The sequence below is a fragment of the Arthrobacter sp. AK01 genome (assembly GCF_021109375.1).
Lineage (GTDB): Bacteria > Actinomycetota > Actinomycetes > Actinomycetales > Micrococcaceae > Arthrobacter.
On the sequence record NZ_JAJOHP010000087.1, the window covers coordinates 1 to 16,845 of the forward strand.

Genomic DNA, 16,845 nt, shown 5'->3' on the forward strand with positions numbered 1-16,845 from the left:
CATCTTGGCGTTGATTCCGCGCGCCACGGCGTCAAAGTCGAAGCTGCCGCGGGGCCGGCGCGCCCCGGGCGGGTCGAAAAACAGGAGGCCGCCCAAACCCCCCCCCCCCCCCGCCCGCCCCGCCCCCGCTCCTCCTTTTCCCCCCCCCGCCCCCCCGGGGGGGGGGGGCCCCCATTCTTCTGTCTTGCTGACTACTAGTGTGCGTGGTCGCCGCGGCTGTATTCGAAAACCCAACCGACCAATGCCACCAGGGCGAGGCCACCGGCGACGTAGGTTACCCAGAAGCCAATGGCGAGGCCGAGGAATCCGCCGGCACATGCCAGGCCGAGGACCAGGGGCCACCAGCTCCAAGGGCTGAAGTGGCCCTGTTCGCCTGCACCCTCATGAACTTCAGCATCCGGACGGTCCTCCGGACGAAGGCCAATCCGCTTGCCGGTGAAGCCAAGGTAGGCGCCGATCATGCCCGCGAGACCGCCAACCAGGAGGATGCCCAGGACACCTACCCACTCAGACCATTCGGTCAGGAAGCCATAAGCAATGGCTACGGGGACGAAGAAGAAGACTCCGGCTCCGAAGAGCCACGATTCAATTTTCATTTGTTGACGTCCCTTTGGTCGGCGTTACCCAAGACAGCTGCTGCGGGCGACGGGGCCTCGGCAGTGTGAACCTGGGCCAACTCCGGGTGGTGAAGGTCCAGAGCCGGGCGCTCGGAGCGGATACGGGGCAAGGAGGTGAAGTTGTGGCGCGGCGGCGGGCAGGACGTTGCCCATTCCAGCGAAGCACCAAAGCCCCAGGGGTCATCGACTTCAACCTTCTTGTTGCTGCGCCACGTGATGTAGACGTTCCAGAAGAACGGCAGCAGCGATGCGCCCAGTACGAAGGAGGAAATAGTGGAGAACTGGTTCATCCACGTGAAGTTATCCTGCGGCATGTAGTCGGCGTATCGACGCGGCATGCCTTCCACACCCAGCCAGTGCTGGATAAGGAACGTGCCGTGGAAGCCCAGGAACAGCAGCCAGAAGTGAATCTTGCCGAGACGTTCGTTGAGCATCTTGCCGGTCCACTTGGGCCACCAGAAGTAGAACCCTGCGAACATCGCGAACACGACCGTACCGAAGACCACGTAGTGGAAGTGGGCAACCACGAAGTAGGAGTCTGAGACGTGGAAGTCCAGCGGCGGGGAGGCCAGGATGATACCCGTCAGTCCACCGAAGAGGAACGTCACCAGGAAGCCGATGCTCCAGAGCATGGGCGTCTCGAAGGTGATGGAGCCTTGCCACAGCGTACCGATCCAGTTGAAGAACTTCACACCGGTTGGGACTGCAATCAGCATGGTCATGAACGCGAAGAACGGCAGCAGCACTGATCCGGTCACATACATGTGGTGTGCCCACACCGTGACGGAGAGCGCAGCAATGGCGATGGTCGCATAGACCAGGCCCTTGTAGCCAAAGATGGGCTTGCGGCTGAAGACGGGGAAGATCTCGGAGACGATGCCGAAGAACGGCAACGCGATGATGTACACCTCAGGGTGTCCGAAGAACCAGAACAGGTGCTGCCAGAGGACGGCACCGCCGTTTTCGGGATCGAAGATGTGGGCGCCGAAGCGGCGGTCGGCACCGAGAGCAAACAGTGCTGCTGCCAGCGGCGGGAAGGCCATCAGGACCAGGATCGCAGTGACGAGGGTGTTCCAGGTGAAGATCGGCATGCGCCACATGGTCATGCCCGGTGCGCGCATGCAGATGATGGTGGTGATGAAGTTGACGGCACCAAGGATGGTTCCGAAACCGGAGAGCGCAAGTCCAAAGACCCACAAGTCACCACCGACGCCCGGACTGAATGTCGTGTTGGACAACGGAGCATAGGCGAACCAGCCAAAGGACGCAGCACCCTGCGGGGTGATGAAGCCGGAGACCGCGATGGTGGAGCCGAACAGGAAGAACCAGAAAGCCAAGGCGTTCAAGCGCGGGAAGGCGACGTCGGGGGCGCCAATCTGCAACGGCATAATGACGTTCGCGAAGCCGGCAAAGAGCGGCGTTGCGAACATCAGGAGCATCACAGTGCCGTGCATCGTGAACATCTGGTTGTACTGCTCTTTGGTCTGCAGGATCTGCATTCCGGGTTCGAACAGTTCAGCGCGGATCAACAGCGCCATGACGCCACCGAGGCAGAAGAACACGAAGGACGCGATCAGGTACATGTACCCGATGGTTTTGTGGTCGGTGGAGGTGATCCAGTTGACGACGATGCGCCCCTTGGATTTAGGAACTACGGGAGCGTCTAGGACCCCCGCGGCGGATTGAGTGTACGTAGCCACGTCGCTCCCCTTACTTGGTTTCGTTCAGGTTCGGGTTGCGGTCGTATTCCGCACCGAGGAGGCCCGTGTTGCCTTCCTGGCGAAGCTTGTCCATGTGTGCCTGGAACTCAGACTCGGAGACAACCTTGACGCGGAAAAGCATTTCGGAGTGGTATTCACCGCAGAGTTCGGCACACTTACCGTCGAAGGTGCCTTCCTTGGTGGGCGTGAACCTGATGTAGTTCGTCTTGCCAGGGATCATGTCGCGCTTCTGGAGGAACGCGGGGACCCAGAATGAATGGATGACGTCGCGGGAGTTCAGCTCCAGGTCCACGGACTTGCCAACGGGCAAGTAGAGAGTGGGGAGAAGTTCCTTGTTGACATCGTTGCCGGTCAGGTGCGCCTGGACGCCGGCCTCGTGGAGGTCTTCATTGATGACCTCGCCCTTTTTGTAGTTGAAGTCCCAGGCCCACTGCTTGCCGCGGACGTCGACAACGACGTCGGCAGGCTGCGAGCGGTCATCGATCGCGCGCTGGTCCTGGTCGGTGAAGTAGAAGAACACCAGCACCATGAACAGCGGGATGGTCAAGTAGAAGACCTCGAGCGGCAGGTTGTAGCTGAGCTGCTTCGGGAAACCCGTGGTGCCCTTGCGGCGGCGGTAAGCGATGATGCACCAGACCAGAAGGCCCCACGTGATGATACCGACTGCCAAGGCGGCGATCCATGAGTTGACCCAGAGGTCCATGATCCGGTCAGTGTGGTTGGTCGTGCCGCGCTCTGTAGGCAGCCAACCCTTCTCTACCTCTGGTGAACATCCGGTCAAAACCAACGCGCCGGCGAGTGCCAAGCCAGTGATCGATGTGATCTTTATGCGTCGGCTGCCGGTTCGGTTCTGCGAACTCACAGACGGCCCTTCCTCTTGTTGCTGTCTCCCGGCAGGCCGAAGGCTCACCGGGCACACTAAAAAGTTTTACTACCCGATGTAGAGCTTACCGCTATCAAGCGGATTTCGCGCACATGTCAGCGCCGTGGCTCCGAACGGTTTCAAACCAGTCCGAAGGGGCGCCGACATGCGGCGATGGCTCACATCAGTGGAACGAATCGCCGCAGGCGCATGACCCGCCGGCATTCGGGTTATCGATGGTGAAACCCTGCTTCGAAATGGTGTCCTCGAAGTCGATGCTGGCGCCGCTGAGGTAGGGAACGCTCATCTTGTCTACTACGACCTCAACGCCGTCGTAGTCGCGCACAGCGTCTCCGTCGAGCATGCGCTCATCGAAGTAAAGCTGGTAGATCAGGCCGGAGCATCCTCCAGGCTGGACTGCAACGCGCAGCCGAAGGTCGGTGCGCCCTTCCTGCTCGAGGAGGCTGCGGACCTTGCCTGCGGCGACGTCGGTCAGATTGACCTCGTGCGTGGGCAGTTCGTCGTTGGAGACGACCTGCGCTCCGGTGCTGTTTTCGTTGGTTGCAGTGCTCATTGGCCTACCTTCTTATGAAGCTCTTGGAGGCCGCGCCGGGACGCTGCCTGCCCTTACCCAATTACGTACGGGTTATAGCTAATGCTACGTCGCACAGACGCTTAGCTATAACTCCTGACGTAACCACAGACAGCATTTCGTTGTTCCCGGCGCGCCGCGCAGCCTTCCTAGGCTAGTCCCCGAGCCCGTCGGCATTAAGCCGGGCGAGCATCAGTGCCTCAGCCAACACTGCATGGCGGAAATCGCCGATGTGCAGCGATTCGTTAGCACTGTGCGCCCGGGAATCGGGGTCTTCCACTCCGGTCACCAGGATCTGGGCTTCCGGATACAAGTCCAGGAGATCGGCAATGAACGGTATGGAACCGCCGATTCCCGTTTCCACGGGCTGTACTCCCCACGACTCACCCAGCGCCCAGAGCGCCACGCGCGCGGCAGCCGAGGAAGTGTCTGTGGAGAAAGCGTTGCCCCGCTCCCCCGGGCTGAAAGTCACCTTGGCCCCAAAGGGCGCATGCGCTTCCACATGCCGCTTCAAAGCATCCATCGCGGCTTCCGGGTCCTGCCCAGGGGCCAGCCTCATGCTGAACTTCGCACGGGCAGCGGGAATAAGGGTGTTGGAGGCAACGTCAACTGAGGGGACGTCCATGCCAATGATGGACAGTGCCGGTTTGGTCCACAGACGTGAGGCGATTGTCCCGCTGCCGGCGAGCTTCACGCCGTCGAGCACTGATGCATCAGCACGGTAGTCCGCCTCGGCAAGATCGACCGCCACGTCATCGCGTGCCACCAGGCCTTCGACAGCAACGTTGCCGTCGTCGTCGTGAAGGGTCGCAATGAGGCGCGACAAAAGCGTGGGGGCATCGAGTACCGGACCACCAAACATGCCGGAATGGACCGCATGGTCCAGGACGCGCACCTCGAACGTTCCGTCCACCAGACCCCGGAGGCTGGTGGTCAGGGCGGGAACACCCACCTTCCAGTTACTGGAGTCGGCGACCACAATGACGTCGGCCCGCAGGAGCTCCTGGTGTTCCTCGAGGAACGTACGGAAGGTAGGCGACCCTGCCTCTTCCTCACCTTCGAAGAAGAACGTCACGCCAAGTCCAAACTCTTCACCCAGAACCTTGGTCACGGCACTGTAGGCGGCCAAGTGGGCCATGATTCCGGCTTTGTCGTCGGCAGCACCACGGCCATAGAGCCGGCCGTCGCGTTCTTCGGCGACGAAGGGCTCCGAGTTCCACAGGCTCCTGTCCCCCGGGGGTTGGACATCGTGGTGGGCGTACAGCAGGATTGTTGGCTTGCCGTCGGCGGCTGGACGACGCGCGACGACGGCAGGGCCACCGGGGGTTCCGTCGGCTTTGCTGCTGCGCAGAATGTGCACTTCTTCCATCCCCGAGGCCTCGACCATGGCAGCCACTGCTTCGGCGCTTCGATCGAGTTCGATCGGGTCAAAACTGGCCCATGCAATGCCCGGAATGCCGACGAGTTCCTTAAGGGATTCCATCGTGCTTTCGAAGGAATCGTTAACCGCTGCTGTGAGTGCTTCGACCGGAGTTTCGCCGGAGTGCCCTTGCTTGTTCTGCGGGATCTCCGCATGTGCTGAAGTCATGGCCACACTTTACCGCCGGGGATTCGTCCGCCAGGGCAGGCGCGGCCCGGCGCGATCAAGGCCGGGCATACGGAGGCGTAACCTACGCCACCTCCGTGAGGGGTATTCTGTATGGGTGTTCGGACGCAAAAAGGAAGAGCCCAGCGCTCAATCAGTAGTAGACCAGGCCTACGCCACCGCCCCGGAGCCCGGCGGCGCGAAGGGCGCCCCCACGCCCAAGCGGAAGGACCAGGAAGCTGCCCGCAAGCGCCCCCTGGTGCCCAACGACCGCAAGGCTTCCAAGGCAGCGGAACGGGTAGCCATCCAGGACCAGCGGCAGAAGATGCGGCAGGCGCTCGATACGGGCGACGAGAAGTTCCTTCCCCTCCGCGACAAGGGTCCCCAAAAGCGCTACACACGGGACTATGTGGACGCTCGCTTCAGCCTCGGTGAGTACCTCATGTTCGGTGCTTTGCTGTTCGTGGTGATCTCCCTGATCATTCCGCCCACAAGCGCCGGCATCAGCTATGTGTTGATTGGGTTCTGGATCATGTTCCTGGCCGTCTTCGTTGACGTCTTCATCCTGTCCCGCAAGCTTCGGAAGCGCCTTACCGAGAAGTTCGGCGAGGTGGAACGCGGCTCTGTTTGGTACGGCTGCATGCGGGCCCTTCAGTTCCGCAAGCTCCGCCTCCCCAAGCCGCAGGTCAAGCGTGGGCAGTACCCGGCCTAAGCGCCCAAGCCTCAGACATCAGACAAAGGAAGACCCCGGACCAACGGGCGGGGGTCTTCCTTTTCGTGGCCTGATTAACGCGCCGTCCTCTTGCGGATCTTTACCAGTCCCTTGTTAATACGTGAGGCCCAGAATGGACCTTCATAAAGGAATGCTGTGTAGCCCTGGACCAAAGTTGCGCCGGCATCCATTCGCTCCTGCACATCCGTTGCGGTTTCCACACCACCGACGGCGATGAGTACCAACTCGTCCCCTACAGCGTCCTTGAGCCTCCGTAGAACCTCCAAAGACCGATGCTTGAGGGGCGCCCCCGACAATCCGCCTGCTCCCAGTGACTCAACCTTCGCAGCATCGGACAGCAGTCCGTCACGGGAGATCGTGGTGTTGGTGGCGATGATTCCATCAAGTTTCAGGTCCAAGGCCAGTCGAGCGACGTCGTCGATGTCGTCATTGGACAAATCCGGCGCAATCTTGACCAGCAGGGGCACGTGGCGTCCGGCAGCTTCATCAGCAGCGTCCCCAACTGCCCGCAACAGCGGGCGCAGCGTTTCCACATTCTGGAGCAGGCGAAGACCTGGTGTGTTGGGAGAGCTGACGTTGACTACGAGGTAGTCAGCCGCGGGAGCCAGGCTGCGTGCACTCACCAGGTAATCCTCGGTGGCATCGTCGAGTTCCACCACCTTGGTCTTGCCGATGTTAACCCCGATAACCGGGCGGACGTCCGGGTGCTGCCTTTGCAAAGCAGCCCGCGCAGACTTGAGCCTTGGCGCGACTGAAGCGGCGCCGTCGTTATTGAACCCCATCCGGTTAATCACCGCGCGGTCCTCAACCAAGCGGAACAGCCTGGGCTTCTCATTGCCTGGCTGCGCCTGGCCCGTGATGGTTCCCACCTCCACATGCCCGAATCCAAGCTCAGCCAACGCTTCGATGCCGTGACCTTCTTTGTCGAAACCTGCCGCCAGGCCGAAAGGTGACGGGAACGTCAGTCCCAGCGCCTCCGTGCGAAGTGAAGCGTCGGGAGCTGTCAGCCGGGCAAGGATCCGGCCGGCACCGGAGCGATGGGCTGCCCGGATTCCCTGGAAGCCGATCTTGTGTGCCTTCTCGGCATCCATCCAGGAAAAGGCCAGCTTGAAAAATGTGGGGTAAACACGCATGGTCCTAGTTTTCCGCCTCATGGACAACTCACCAAACCCATGACCACCAATCCCGCTAGCATGTACGCATGCCTGGGGATTATGGTGACGCAAATCATGGACGCTGCAGGATCGATGCCGACGTCGTAGTGGTCGGCGCAGGCCTGTCCGGACTGGTTGCGGCCGCCACAGCCTATGCCGCCGGCAAGACGGTGGCTGTGCTGGATCAGGAGCCGGAAGCTTCCGTGGGTGGACAAGCCCATTGGTCTTTTGGCGGGCTTTTCATGGTGAATACACCTGAGCAGCGGCGTCTGGGCGTCAGGGACAGCGCTGATCTCGCCCTGCATGACTGGCTCGCCTCCGCAGCTTTCGACCGGTCCGAAGACGGGACGGCCCGTCAGTGGGCCGAGGCGTACGTCGACTTCGCCGCCGGAGAGAAGCGGGCGTGGCTTAGGAGCCTTGGCGTTGGCATCTTCCCGTTGGTGCAATGGGCGGAACGCGGCGGCTATGGGCCGGAAGGCCATGGCAACACCGTCCCCCGCTTCCACGTCACATGGGGTACGGGGCCTGCCTTGGTGGAGCCGTTTCTCGCCAAGGTCCTGGAAGGCGTAAGGAGCGGCCGGGTCAGTTTGCACTTCAGGCACCGCGCCCTGTTGCTGACGACGACGACGGGCAGGATCACGGGCGTGTCGGGCGAGGTTCTTGAACCGTCGACGGCGATGCGGGGCCAAGCGTCCGCGCGGGTCGCCGTCAGTGGTTTCGAGGCCACGGCAGGCGCTGTTGTGGTGACCACGGGTGGCATCGGCGGCGATCACGCCGCCGTCCGCAGCCAGTGGCCCGGGGGAAAGGCGCCCGAGCACATGCTGAGTGGCGTGCCGGCTTCCGTGGACGGCAGTTTCCTTCCCGTCGTGGCAAGCGCTGGTGCTGCTTTGGTCAACGGCGACCGCATGTGGCACTACCCGGAAGGAATCCGCAATTACGATCCTGTATGGCCCAATCATGGAATAAGGATCCTGCCCGGGCCCTCCTCGTTGTGGCTCGATGCCAAGGGCCGCCAGTTGCCCCCGCCGCTGTTCCCCGGTTTTGATTCCTTGGGGGCATTGCGCCACATCGTCGGAACGGGACACGACTACTCATGGTTTGTCCTCAACCGCACCATTGCCCTCAAGGAACTTGCCCTGTCCGGTTCCGAGCAGAACCCCGACCTCACCGGCAAGGACGTCCGACTGCTTGCATCACGCCTGCGCCCAACCGGCGACACACCTATCCAGCGTTTCCTGGACCGGGGCGTGGACTTTCTGCAGGCGTCATCACCCGGGGAACTGGCCTCAAGAATGAACCAGCTCGCAGGCAACTCCCTCATCGGAACCCGCGCGCTTGAAGAACTGATCAGCGCCCGGGACCGTCAAGTGGCAAGCGGCCTTGGGAAGGACCCACAGCTCGCCGCCATCAGGGCAGCACGTCGATTTGCCACGGACAAACTGATGCGGGTGGCACCACCGCATCGGCTGACTGACCCGGCGCATGGCCCGCTGATTGCCATCCGGCTCTCCGTATTGACAAGGAAAAGCCTGGGCGGCCTCGCAACGGACCTTCGTTCAAGGGTCCTGGACCGTGACGGGCAAGCCATCCCGGGTCTCTACGCAGCCGGCGAAGCAGCGGGATTCGGCGGTGGCGGCATCCATGGATACCGGGCATTGGAAGGAACATTCCTGGGCGGTTGCCTCTTCTCCGGGAGGGCGGCTGGCAGGGAAGCCACCGCCAGTGTCTAAGCTAAGGCCATGGAGTGGACGGAAGACTTCCTGGGAGCGGACTTCCAATCCTGTGGCCTTGATGCCACGGGAACCGATGGCGTGGTCCGCCACGCCACGCTGATCCGCCACCGCGTGGAGCCGAAGAACGGGGATACCGGTCGCAGTGAGGGCGCTCCGAAGCGGTTTGGTGCCGTTTTGTTCCTGCACGGATGGAGCGACTACTTCTTCAATACCGAGCTTGCCAGATTCTGGGCGGGGCAAGGATATGACTTCTACGCCCTGGACATGCACAACCATGGACGGAGCCTCCAGGCCGATAAACCGGGCGGCTACGTTGCAAACCTGACGGACTACGATGCCGAGATCAATCGGGCCGTCAGCGTGATTCAGGCCGATCGCTCAGCATCACCGCGCGGCACGCTGACACTTATGGGGCACTCAACAGGGGGTTTGGTGGCCGCTTTGTGGGCCAGCCGCCATCCAGGAGAGATCCATTTCCTCGTCCTGGACAGTCCTTGGCTCGAAATGCACGGCAGCTCACTGGTTCGCCGGGCTGCACAGGCCATGGTGGCACCGCTTGCAAAGCTGCGACCCGAGACCATCTTGAAGTTGCCTGAGCGAGGATTCTACTTCCGCAGCATCAGTAGTACCGCAGAAGGGGAATGGGCCTTGGACGAGAATTACAGGCCCCCTTTGGCGTTCCCTGTGCGTGCCGGTTGGCTTCGCGCCGTATTTGCCGGACATTCGCAGGTTGCGCGGGGCCTGAAACTGGACATCCCTGTCCTTGTGTTGACCTCCACCGCCAGCGCCAATGGAATGGTTTGGCACGAATCCATGCGCCGTTCCGATGCGGTCCTGGATGTAGGTGTGATCGCGCTCAGGGCCATGGCATTGGGCCGCAGCGTCACCTTGGAACGCATCGACGGCGGTCTGCACGACGTCTTCCTGTCGGCGCCTGCGGTGCGAAAGGATGCATATGCGCGGCTGGCCAGGTGGATCAACGGGTTCATGCACGACGCCGTGCCGGAGGGCCAGCAGGAAGGGGAAACATGACCACAACGGAGGGGTCGGTATCAGTGTGGGAGCGCGACATTCTTGGCCACGGCTACGAATGCCTCGAGCTGCCGCTCAAGGCCGATGATGAAGGGCCCGTCAAAGCGACGCTCGTCAGGCACGCCCCACCGGTTGAGCATGCCTCGCCTCAAGGCATCCTCGACTTCCTGACGTCGTTCACGAAACGCAAGCGCCGCGCATCCCCGGCCGATCCTGGCGGAGCGCCGCGGGTGGTTCTCTACTTGCATGGATGGGCAGACTACTTCCTGCAAACCGAGCTTGCCGAGTACCTCACGGCGTCGGGCTTTCATTTCTATGCGTTGGACCTCCGCAAGTTCGGCCGTAGCTTGTTGCCGGGCCAGACGCCCGGCTACACCTCGGACCTGAGCGTCTACGACGAGGATCTTGCAGCTGCCTTAGTGGAGATCGAACGCGACGTGGCGGCACGGACCAGCAACGGTGCGTCCCCCACTATCCATATGCTTGGCCATTCCCTTGGGGGCTTGATCGCTGCGCTTTGGGCCGACCGAAATCCGGGCAGGTTGGGAACCCTGGTCCTGAATTCCCCCTGGCTTGAGCTTCAAGGCAGCAGCCTCGTCCGCAGTATCGCCATGCACCTGGTGGAGCCTTTTGCCCGCACGGACCCCAAACGCCCCTTCCGTTTTCCGGAGATGCCTGCCTATTGGGAGAGTGTCAGCAATGAAGCCCATGGCGAGTGGATCCTCGACCCAATCTGGCGTCCGAGGGCTTCCTTCCCCATCCGGGCTGGTTGGACGAAGGCCGTACTGGCTGGCCATGCGGCGGTAGAGCGCAAGCTCAACATTGACGCCCCCGTACTGGTGCTCCTCTCCGGGCGGACCAGGATCCAAGCAGAGTGGACGGCTGACCTGATGCGGGCGGACGCGGTCATTGACGTTGAGGAAACCTCGCGACGGGCGCTTGGCCTTGCCCGCCGGACGGCTGTGTTCCGCTACCCGGGCGCCCTTCATGACATCTTTCTGTCGAGACGCACCGTCCGGCAACAGGCCTACCGCGACGTCGCCGTCTGGCTGGCCGCTTACCCGTACTGATTCAGCAAGCGTGTGCTAGTTTTTGGCGGGCGCAGCGTCCACTGCTCCCCCGTAGCGCCTATCACGCTTGGCATAGATCTCGACGGCGTCCCATAGTGTCCTTCTGTCGACATCCGGCCACAGAGTGTCCATGAAAACGAATTCCGCATAGGCCGATTGCCACAGCAGGAAGTTTGAGAGCCGCTGCTCCCCCGAACTACGCAGGAATAGGTCCACGTCCGGGAGGTCGGGCTCGTCGAGGTACTTCTGGATGGTCTTCTCGGACACCGCCCCGGGCTTTAATCTTCCTGCGGCGACGTCGTGGGCAATAGCCGAAACAGCGTCGGCGATCTCAGCCCGGCCACCGTAATTAACACACATGGTCAACGTGCATGTGTCGTTGGCCCGCGTGTAGTCCTCGGCCTGCTCTAATTCCTTGATGACCGAACCCCACAAGCGGGGCCGACGACCAGCCCACCTGATACGTACGCCCCACTCATCCAACTGGTTGCGTTGACGGCGTAGCACATCCTTGTTAAAACCCATGAGGAATCGGACTTCCTCAGGCGAACGCCGCCAGTTCTCCGTTGAAAACGCGTAAACACTGACGTATTTTATGCCGAGCTCGATAGCTCCTGCCATCACGTCCAGCAGGGCAGGCTCGCCGGCTTTGTGACCTTCAACGCGAGGGAGGCCACGCTGATTGGCCCAACGCCCGTTGCCATCCATGACGATGGCCACGTGCTGCGGAATGAGCTCACTTGGGATATTCGGCGGCAATGCCCCGGAGGGGTGTCCGTAAGGGGCAACTACTGGTGCCGTCCTGGCCGTTATCGCCTTGCTCTTCTTACCAAGTGCCACTGTCAGCTTCGCTCCACGTGTTTGAGTGATTTCAAGGCCCGCTCCAGATGCCATTGCAGGTAGCTGGCCACCAGCCCCGCCGCTTCGCGCCGATGCCTCGGGTCGGATGAATCGGCTACGACCCAATCGCCGGTCAGCAACGCACCGAGCAGCACTACCGTCTCCGGTGCCGGCGCAGGCGAACCGGGCGGTCGGCAATCACTGCAAACCATTCCGCCAATCGGAGCGGCAAAGGCTGTATGTGGTCCCGGGCGACCACAGCGGGCACAAGCTGTGAAACTCGGCGCCCACCCGCCTGTAGCCAAAGCGCGCAGCAGGTAGGAGTCCAGGATGAGTTCTGGTGGATGGTCGGAGCGGCTGAGGGCGGCCAGCGCACCAACCAACAGATTATATTGGGCCGTCCCGGATTCGGTATCGGCATCCGTCAGTTTCTCGGCGGTCTCGGTCATGGCCGCAGCCACGGTAAACCGCCCATAGTCGGCAGCGATACTGCTCCCGTAAGCACCCTTGGCTACGGCCTGCGTCACGATGTCGAGCGTCCGCCCGGAAACCAACTGCAAGTCCGCAACCATGAATGGCTCCAGGCGTGCCCCAAACCGGCTGGTGGTCCTCCGTACGCCCTTTGCCACGGCACGGACTTGCCCATGGTGTTTGGTCAATAAAGTGATGATGCGATCCGCCTCGCCCAACTTGTGGGTACGGAGCACCACGGCATCGTCCCTGTAGGACCGTGCTGCAAACGACGGATTGGCCACAACTAATCTTCGCACTATGCCTGGATCCAGCGGTGACCGCCGGACCGTTTGGTGACGGTATTTCCCGTCACCAAACGGTAGGCGCCTAGGCTCGGGCGTCCCGAACGGCCCGGTTGACTGCGGAAATCAGTGCCTTGAGGGACGACGTCGTGGTGCTGGGATCAATGCCCACGCCCCACAGGACCCGCTCACCTACGGCGCACTCAACGTAAGCCGCCGCGCTGGCGCTGCCGCCTTCAGACAGGGCATGCTCGCTGTAGTCCAGCACACGGACATCAACGCCGTCGTGGTGCAGGATATCCAACAGTGCAGCGATGGGACCATTGCCATGGCCCGTCCGCCGAACTTCCACGCCATCGATCCGCAGGTTCGCGTTCATGGTCATGGCGCCGGCTTCATCGGTCTCTGTGCTTACGCTGCCCAGCGCGTAACGCCCCCACTGTGCCTGCTCTTCGTCGGACGGCAGGTACTCGTCCTGGAAGACCTGCCACAGTTGCGCGCCGCTGACCTCGCCACCCACGGCATCGGTCCGGCGCTGGATGACGCCGGAGAATTCGATCTGGGCGCGACGGGGCAGGTCCAGGTTGTGCTCGTTCTTCAGCAGGTAGGCAACCCCACCCTTGCCCGATTGCGAGTTGACGCGGATGACGGCTTCGTAGCTGCGGCCGAGGTCCTTGGGATCGACAGGCAGGTAGGGAACCTGCCAGGTGAAGTCGTCCACAGACCTGCCGGCTGCTGCGGCGTCCTTCTCCAGCGCTTCGAAGCCCTTCTTGATGGCGTCCTGGTGGGAACCGGAAAAAGCCGTGAAGACGAGGTCGCCGCCGTACGGGGAACGCTCGGGGACCGGCAGCTGGTTGCAGTACTCCACAGTGCGGCGGACTTCATCGATGTCCGAAAAATCGATCATGGGGTCAACACCCTGCACGAACATGTTCAATCCCAGAGTCACGAGATCCACGTTGCCCGTACGCTCACCGTTGCCGAACAAGCAGCCTTCGATCCGATCGGCGCCCGCCAGGTATCCCAGCTCGGCGGCAGCGACGCCCGTGCCGCGGTCGTTGTGCGGGTGCAGGGAGATGATGATGCCCTCCCGGGGGTGCAGATTACGGTGCATCCATTCAATCGAGTCGGCGTAGACGTTCGGGGTTGCCATCTCTACAGTTGCCGGCAGGTTGATAATGACCTGCTTGTCGGCGGAGGCTTCAAAGACGTCGGCAATGGCGTTGCAAACACGGGCGGCATACTCGAGTTCGGTTCCTGTGAAGGACTCCGGCGAGTACTCGTACGTGATGTGCGTATCTTCCAGCGTCTCTTCGTACTTCTTGCACAGGCGGGCACCCTGCAGGGCGATGTCGAGGATACCGTCTTCATCCTGGTTGAAGACCACGCGCCTTTGCAGGACGGACGTCGAGTTGTACAAGTGGACGATTGCCTGCTTCGCACCCACCAAGGACTCGTAAGTCCTCTCAATGAGGTGTTCACGTGCCTGGGTCAGCACCTGGATGCTGACGTCATCGGGAATATGGCCGCCCTCGATGAGCTGGCGTACGAAGTCGAAATCGGTCTGCGATGCCGAAGGAAAACCGACTTCAATCTCCTTGTACCCCATCTTGACCAGCAGCTGGAACATCTTCAGCTTGCGGGCCGGGCTCATGGGGTCGATCAGTGCTTGGTTGCCGTCGCGCAGGTCCACTGCGCACCAACGCGGGGCTTTGGTGATGACTTTATCCGGCCAAGTGCGGTCAGGAACGTCGACGGTGATCTGGTCCTGGAACGGCAGGTAGCGGTGAATAGGCATACCGGAGGGCTTTTGTGCATTACGCATGACGTGTGGCCTTTTCTCTAAGAACTAACTGAAAGCTTAGCCGGACACAACGGAACTCCGCGGCGAGGATGGCCCAGCTTCAGATAGCTTTCAGGCCTCGCCGCGGCAGCTAAGAAGAAGCATCGCCGTACGCACAATTTCACAGTAACACGATGCGTATGATGACAGTGCAACACCTCATGCAACGTCCACTATGCAGACGCCGCCACGGTGGAAACGCCGGCGCAGTGTCCACACAAGGAGCCACAGTGCCACAGTCGGGGATCACTCTTTCGAACATCGATCACAGCGTCCGGCCCCAGGACGACCTCTACCAGCACGTCAATGGCGCGTGGCTCAACAGCACGACGATCCCGGATGACAGGCCGTTGGAAGGTACCTTTACGGCACTGCGGGATGGCGCCGAGCTGGCCGTTCAGGCGATTATCGAAGAAGCTGCCGGCAAGGGCGAGTCCGCAACCGGCGTCGAGCAGCAAGTAGGCGGCCTGTACGCCAGCTTCATGGACCAGGCCGCGGCCGAGGAAAAGGGGCTCGACCCAGTCCGGGCTCGTCTCGAAGAAGTTCGTTCCGTGGGGTCCGCAGATGAACTGGCTGCCCTCATCGGCCGTTTGTTCCGGTCGGACGTCACGGGCTTGTTCTCCATCTACCCGGCGCCGGATGCCGGGAACCCGGAGCGCATCCTTCTGTACATCGGGCAAGGTGGCCTGGGACTGCCGGACGAGTCCTATTACCGGGAGGAAAAGTTTACGGGCATTGTGGCCGCCTACGGCGAGTACATTGCCAGGTTGTTCACCCTCGCAGGCATCCCCGACGCGCAGGCGGCCTCCACGCGCATTCTCGGACTCGAAACTGCCCTGGCGTCGCATCACTGGGACAATGTGACGCTGAGGGATCCCCAGAAAACCTACAACCTCAAGTCTGCCGATGAAGCCGCGAATATCTTCCCGTTGCTGGACACCTGGTTCGAAGCCGCGCGGGTTGAGCGGGACAAGCGTCATGAGATAGTTGTCAGCACCCCGGACTTCTTCGCCGGCGCCGCGGGGTTGTTGGAGTCCGAGCCGCTGGAAACGTGGAAGGAATGGCTGACGCTCAGGGTTCTTAGCTCGGCTGCCCCCTACCTTTCCTCAGAGTTCGTCGACACCAACTTCGATTTCTACGGCACCAAACTCAGCGGCACGCCCCAAAACAAGGAGCGTTGGAAGCGAGGAGTTGCCGTTGTCGAGGCTGCGCTTGGCGAAGCCGTCGGACAAATCTACGTGGAGCGGCACTTCCCCGCCGGCCACAAAGCAAGGATGGAGACCCTCGTCGCCAACCTGATCGAGGCTTACCGCGAGAGCATCTCCTCCCTGGACTGGATGGGCGAAGAAACCAAGAAGGAAGCCCTCAGGAAGCTGGAAGCCTTCCGGCCAAAGATCGGTTTCCCGGAAAAATGGATCGACTATTCCGCCGTGGAAATCGATCCCAAAGACCTGCTGGGCAACGTGGAACGCGCCCATGATGCTGACGTCGACCGGCATCTGGACGAGATCGGCAAGCCCGTTGACCTGACCAAATGGCTCATGACACCTCAAACAGTCAACGCCTACTACCACCCCATGCTGAACGAGATCGTTTTTCCGGCCGCGATCCTCCAGCCGCCCTTCTTCAACGCAGACGCTGACGATGCTGTGAACTACGGCGGCATCGGGGCTGTGATCGGACACGAAATCGGACACGGGTTCGACGACCAAGGTTCCCAGTTCGATGGAAGCGGGGCACTGCGCAACTGGTGGACTGAGGAGGACCGGTCCGCATTCGAAGCTCTCACGGCCAAGTTGGTGGCCCAGTACGACGCCCTCTCCCCCTACGCTGCACCCGACCATAAGGTCAACGGCAAACTGACCCTGGGCGAAAACATCGGCGACCTGGGCGGCCTGACGATTGCGTATAAGGCCTACCTCCTTAGCCTGGGCGACGCCGAGCCCGAGGTCATCGACGGCTTCACAGGCCAGCAGCGCTTCTTCATGTCGTGGGCAGCCGGCTGGCGCCAAGTGATCCGCACAGAGGAAGCAATCCGACGGTTGGCCACGGATCCGCACTCCCCGAACGAGTTCCGCACCAATGCCATCGCCCGCAACCTCGACGCTTTCCATGCAGCATTCGGTGTCAGTGCGACGGATGGTATGTGGATGGAATCGGAAGACCGCGTGAGCATCTGGTAGGACAGGGATGAGAGAGGGGGGGGGGGGGGGGGGGGGGGGGGGGGCGGGGGGGGCGGGGTGTTGGGGGGGGGGAGATAGTAGTTGTTGTTAAGTGTTATGGTATGAGTGCGAGCGGGGGGCGAGGG

At 61.7% G+C, this 16,845-nt stretch carries 14 protein-coding genes; 5 read left to right on the forward strand and 9 right to left on the reverse strand.

Annotated features, from left to right (window positions below; all coding sequences use genetic code 11):
• Positions 1 to 194 precede the first annotated feature (194 nt).
• The 5 genes from LN996_RS20990 to LN996_RS21010 all read right to left on the reverse strand — a co-directional run bounded on the left by LN996_RS20990 (position 195) and on the right by LN996_RS21010 (position 5,380).
• Entirely contained in the window at positions 195 to 596 is a 402-nt protein-coding gene (locus tag LN996_RS20990) for a cytochrome c oxidase subunit 4 (protein WP_231342844.1), read from the reverse strand.
• Positions 593 to 2,317, reverse strand: coding sequence for a cytochrome c oxidase subunit I (gene ctaD, locus LN996_RS20995; protein WP_159699372.1), 1,725 nt, complete (start codon positions 2,315 to 2,317; stop codon positions 593 to 595). Before ctaD ends, LN996_RS20990 begins: the two co-directional genes overlap by 4 nt.
• A 10-nt stretch (positions 2,318 to 2,327) precedes the next feature.
• A complete protein-coding gene (gene coxB, locus LN996_RS21000; RefSeq protein ID WP_159699369.1) occupies positions 2,328 to 3,200 on the reverse strand; it encodes a cytochrome c oxidase subunit II in 873 nt (290 codons plus the stop codon).
• A gap of 184 nt (positions 3,201 to 3,384) precedes the next feature.
• A complete protein-coding gene (locus LN996_RS21005; protein ID WP_090821577.1) occupies positions 3,385 to 3,774 on the reverse strand; it encodes an iron-sulfur cluster assembly accessory protein in 390 nt (129 codons plus the stop codon).
• A 172-nt stretch (positions 3,775 to 3,946) separates the two neighbouring features.
• Positions 3,947 to 5,380, reverse strand: coding sequence for a dipeptidase (locus tag LN996_RS21010; protein WP_231342847.1), 1,434 nt, complete (start codon positions 5,378 to 5,380; stop codon positions 3,947 to 3,949).
• Positions 5,381 to 5,495: 115 nt separating this feature from the next.
• Between LN996_RS21010 and LN996_RS21015 the strand changes: the two genes are divergently transcribed.
• Positions 5,496 to 6,089 carry a DUF3043 domain-containing protein gene (locus LN996_RS21015; protein ID WP_231342849.1) on the forward strand — a complete coding sequence of 198 codons (594 nt, stop codon included), beginning with the start codon at positions 5,496 to 5,498 and terminating at the stop codon, positions 6,087 to 6,089.
• 74 nt (positions 6,090 to 6,163) lie between these two features.
• Here LN996_RS21015 and LN996_RS21020 read toward each other — a convergent pair whose 3' ends face one another.
• A complete protein-coding gene (locus tag LN996_RS21020) occupies positions 6,164 to 7,243 on the reverse strand; it encodes a quinone-dependent dihydroorotate dehydrogenase (protein WP_231342851.1) in 1,080 nt (359 codons plus the stop codon).
• 68 nt (positions 7,244 to 7,311) lie between these two features.
• Here LN996_RS21020 and LN996_RS21025 point away from each other — a divergent pair, with 68 nt between their 5' ends.
• From LN996_RS21025 to LN996_RS21035, 3 genes are read left to right on the forward strand one after another with little or no spacing between them, the layout of a single operon-like run.
• Complete coding sequence (locus LN996_RS21025; protein ID WP_231342852.1) at positions 7,312 to 8,994, forward strand: FAD-binding dehydrogenase; 1,683 nt, start codon at positions 7,312 to 7,314, stop codon at positions 8,992 to 8,994.
• 9 nt (positions 8,995 to 9,003) lie between these two features.
• Positions 9,004 to 10,029 (forward strand): alpha/beta hydrolase, encoded by a 1,026-nt coding sequence (locus tag LN996_RS21030; protein ID WP_231342853.1) that lies wholly within the window; start codon positions 9,004 to 9,006, stop codon positions 10,027 to 10,029.
• Positions 10,026 to 11,099: an alpha/beta hydrolase gene (locus LN996_RS21035; RefSeq protein ID WP_231342854.1), complete on the forward strand. Its 1,074-nt coding sequence runs from the start codon at positions 10,026 to 10,028 to the stop codon at positions 11,097 to 11,099. Before LN996_RS21030 ends, LN996_RS21035 begins: the two co-directional genes overlap by 4 nt.
• A 15-nt stretch (positions 11,100 to 11,114) precedes the next feature.
• On the opposite strand, the gene LN996_RS21040 is transcribed toward LN996_RS21035, so the two are convergent.
• The 3 genes from LN996_RS21040 to leuA form a co-directional block, all read right to left on the reverse strand.
• On the reverse strand, positions 11,115 to 11,939 hold the full coding sequence (locus LN996_RS21040) for an isoprenyl transferase (protein ID WP_231342862.1): 825 nt from the start codon (positions 11,937 to 11,939) through the stop codon (positions 11,115 to 11,117).
• 2 nt (positions 11,940 to 11,941) lie between these two features.
• Positions 11,942 to 12,694 (reverse strand): DNA repair protein RecO, encoded by a 753-nt coding sequence (gene recO / locus LN996_RS21045; RefSeq protein WP_231342857.1) that lies wholly within the window; start codon positions 12,692 to 12,694, stop codon positions 11,942 to 11,944.
• 85 nt (positions 12,695 to 12,779) lie between these two features.
• Positions 12,780 to 14,519, reverse strand: coding sequence for a 2-isopropylmalate synthase (gene leuA, locus LN996_RS21050; protein ID WP_231342860.1), 1,740 nt, complete (start codon positions 14,517 to 14,519; stop codon positions 12,780 to 12,782).
• Positions 14,520 to 14,767: 248 nt separating this feature from the next.
• On the opposite strand from leuA, the gene LN996_RS21055 reads away from it, so the two are divergent.
• Positions 14,768 to 16,720, forward strand: a complete 1,953-nt coding sequence (locus tag LN996_RS21055; protein WP_231342861.1) for a M13-type metalloendopeptidase — start codon at positions 14,768 to 14,770, stop codon at positions 16,718 to 16,720.
• Positions 16,721 to 16,845 lie beyond the last annotated feature (125 nt).

Excerpts from the sequence above, each read along its gene's own strand:
- LN996_RS20990 (WP_231342844.1), bottom strand. The coding sequence starts at position 596 with ATGAAAATTGAATCGTGGCTCTTCGGAGCCGGAGTCTTCTTCTTCGTC.
- LN996_RS21005 (WP_090821577.1), bottom strand. The coding sequence starts at position 3,774 with ATGAGCACTGCAACCAACGAAAACAGCACCGGAGCGCAGGTCGTCTCC.
- LN996_RS21010 (WP_231342847.1), bottom strand. The coding sequence starts at position 5,380 with ATGACTTCAGCACATGCGGAGATCCCGCAGAACAAGCAAGGGCACTCC.
- LN996_RS21020 (WP_231342851.1), bottom strand. The coding sequence starts at position 7,243 with ATGCGTGTTTACCCCACATTTTTCAAGCTGGCCTTTTCCTGGATGGAT.
- LN996_RS21025 (WP_231342852.1), top strand. The coding sequence starts at position 7,312 with ATGCCTGGGGATTATGGTGACGCAAATCATGGACGCTGCAGGATCGAT.
- LN996_RS21030 (WP_231342853.1), top strand. The coding sequence starts at position 9,004 with ATGGAGTGGACGGAAGACTTCCTGGGAGCGGACTTCCAATCCTGTGGC.
- LN996_RS21035 (WP_231342854.1), top strand. The coding sequence starts at position 10,026 with ATGACCACAACGGAGGGGTCGGTATCAGTGTGGGAGCGCGACATTCTT.
- leuA (WP_231342860.1), bottom strand. The coding sequence starts at position 14,519 with ATGCGTAATGCACAAAAGCCCTCCGGTATGCCTATTCACCGCTACCTG.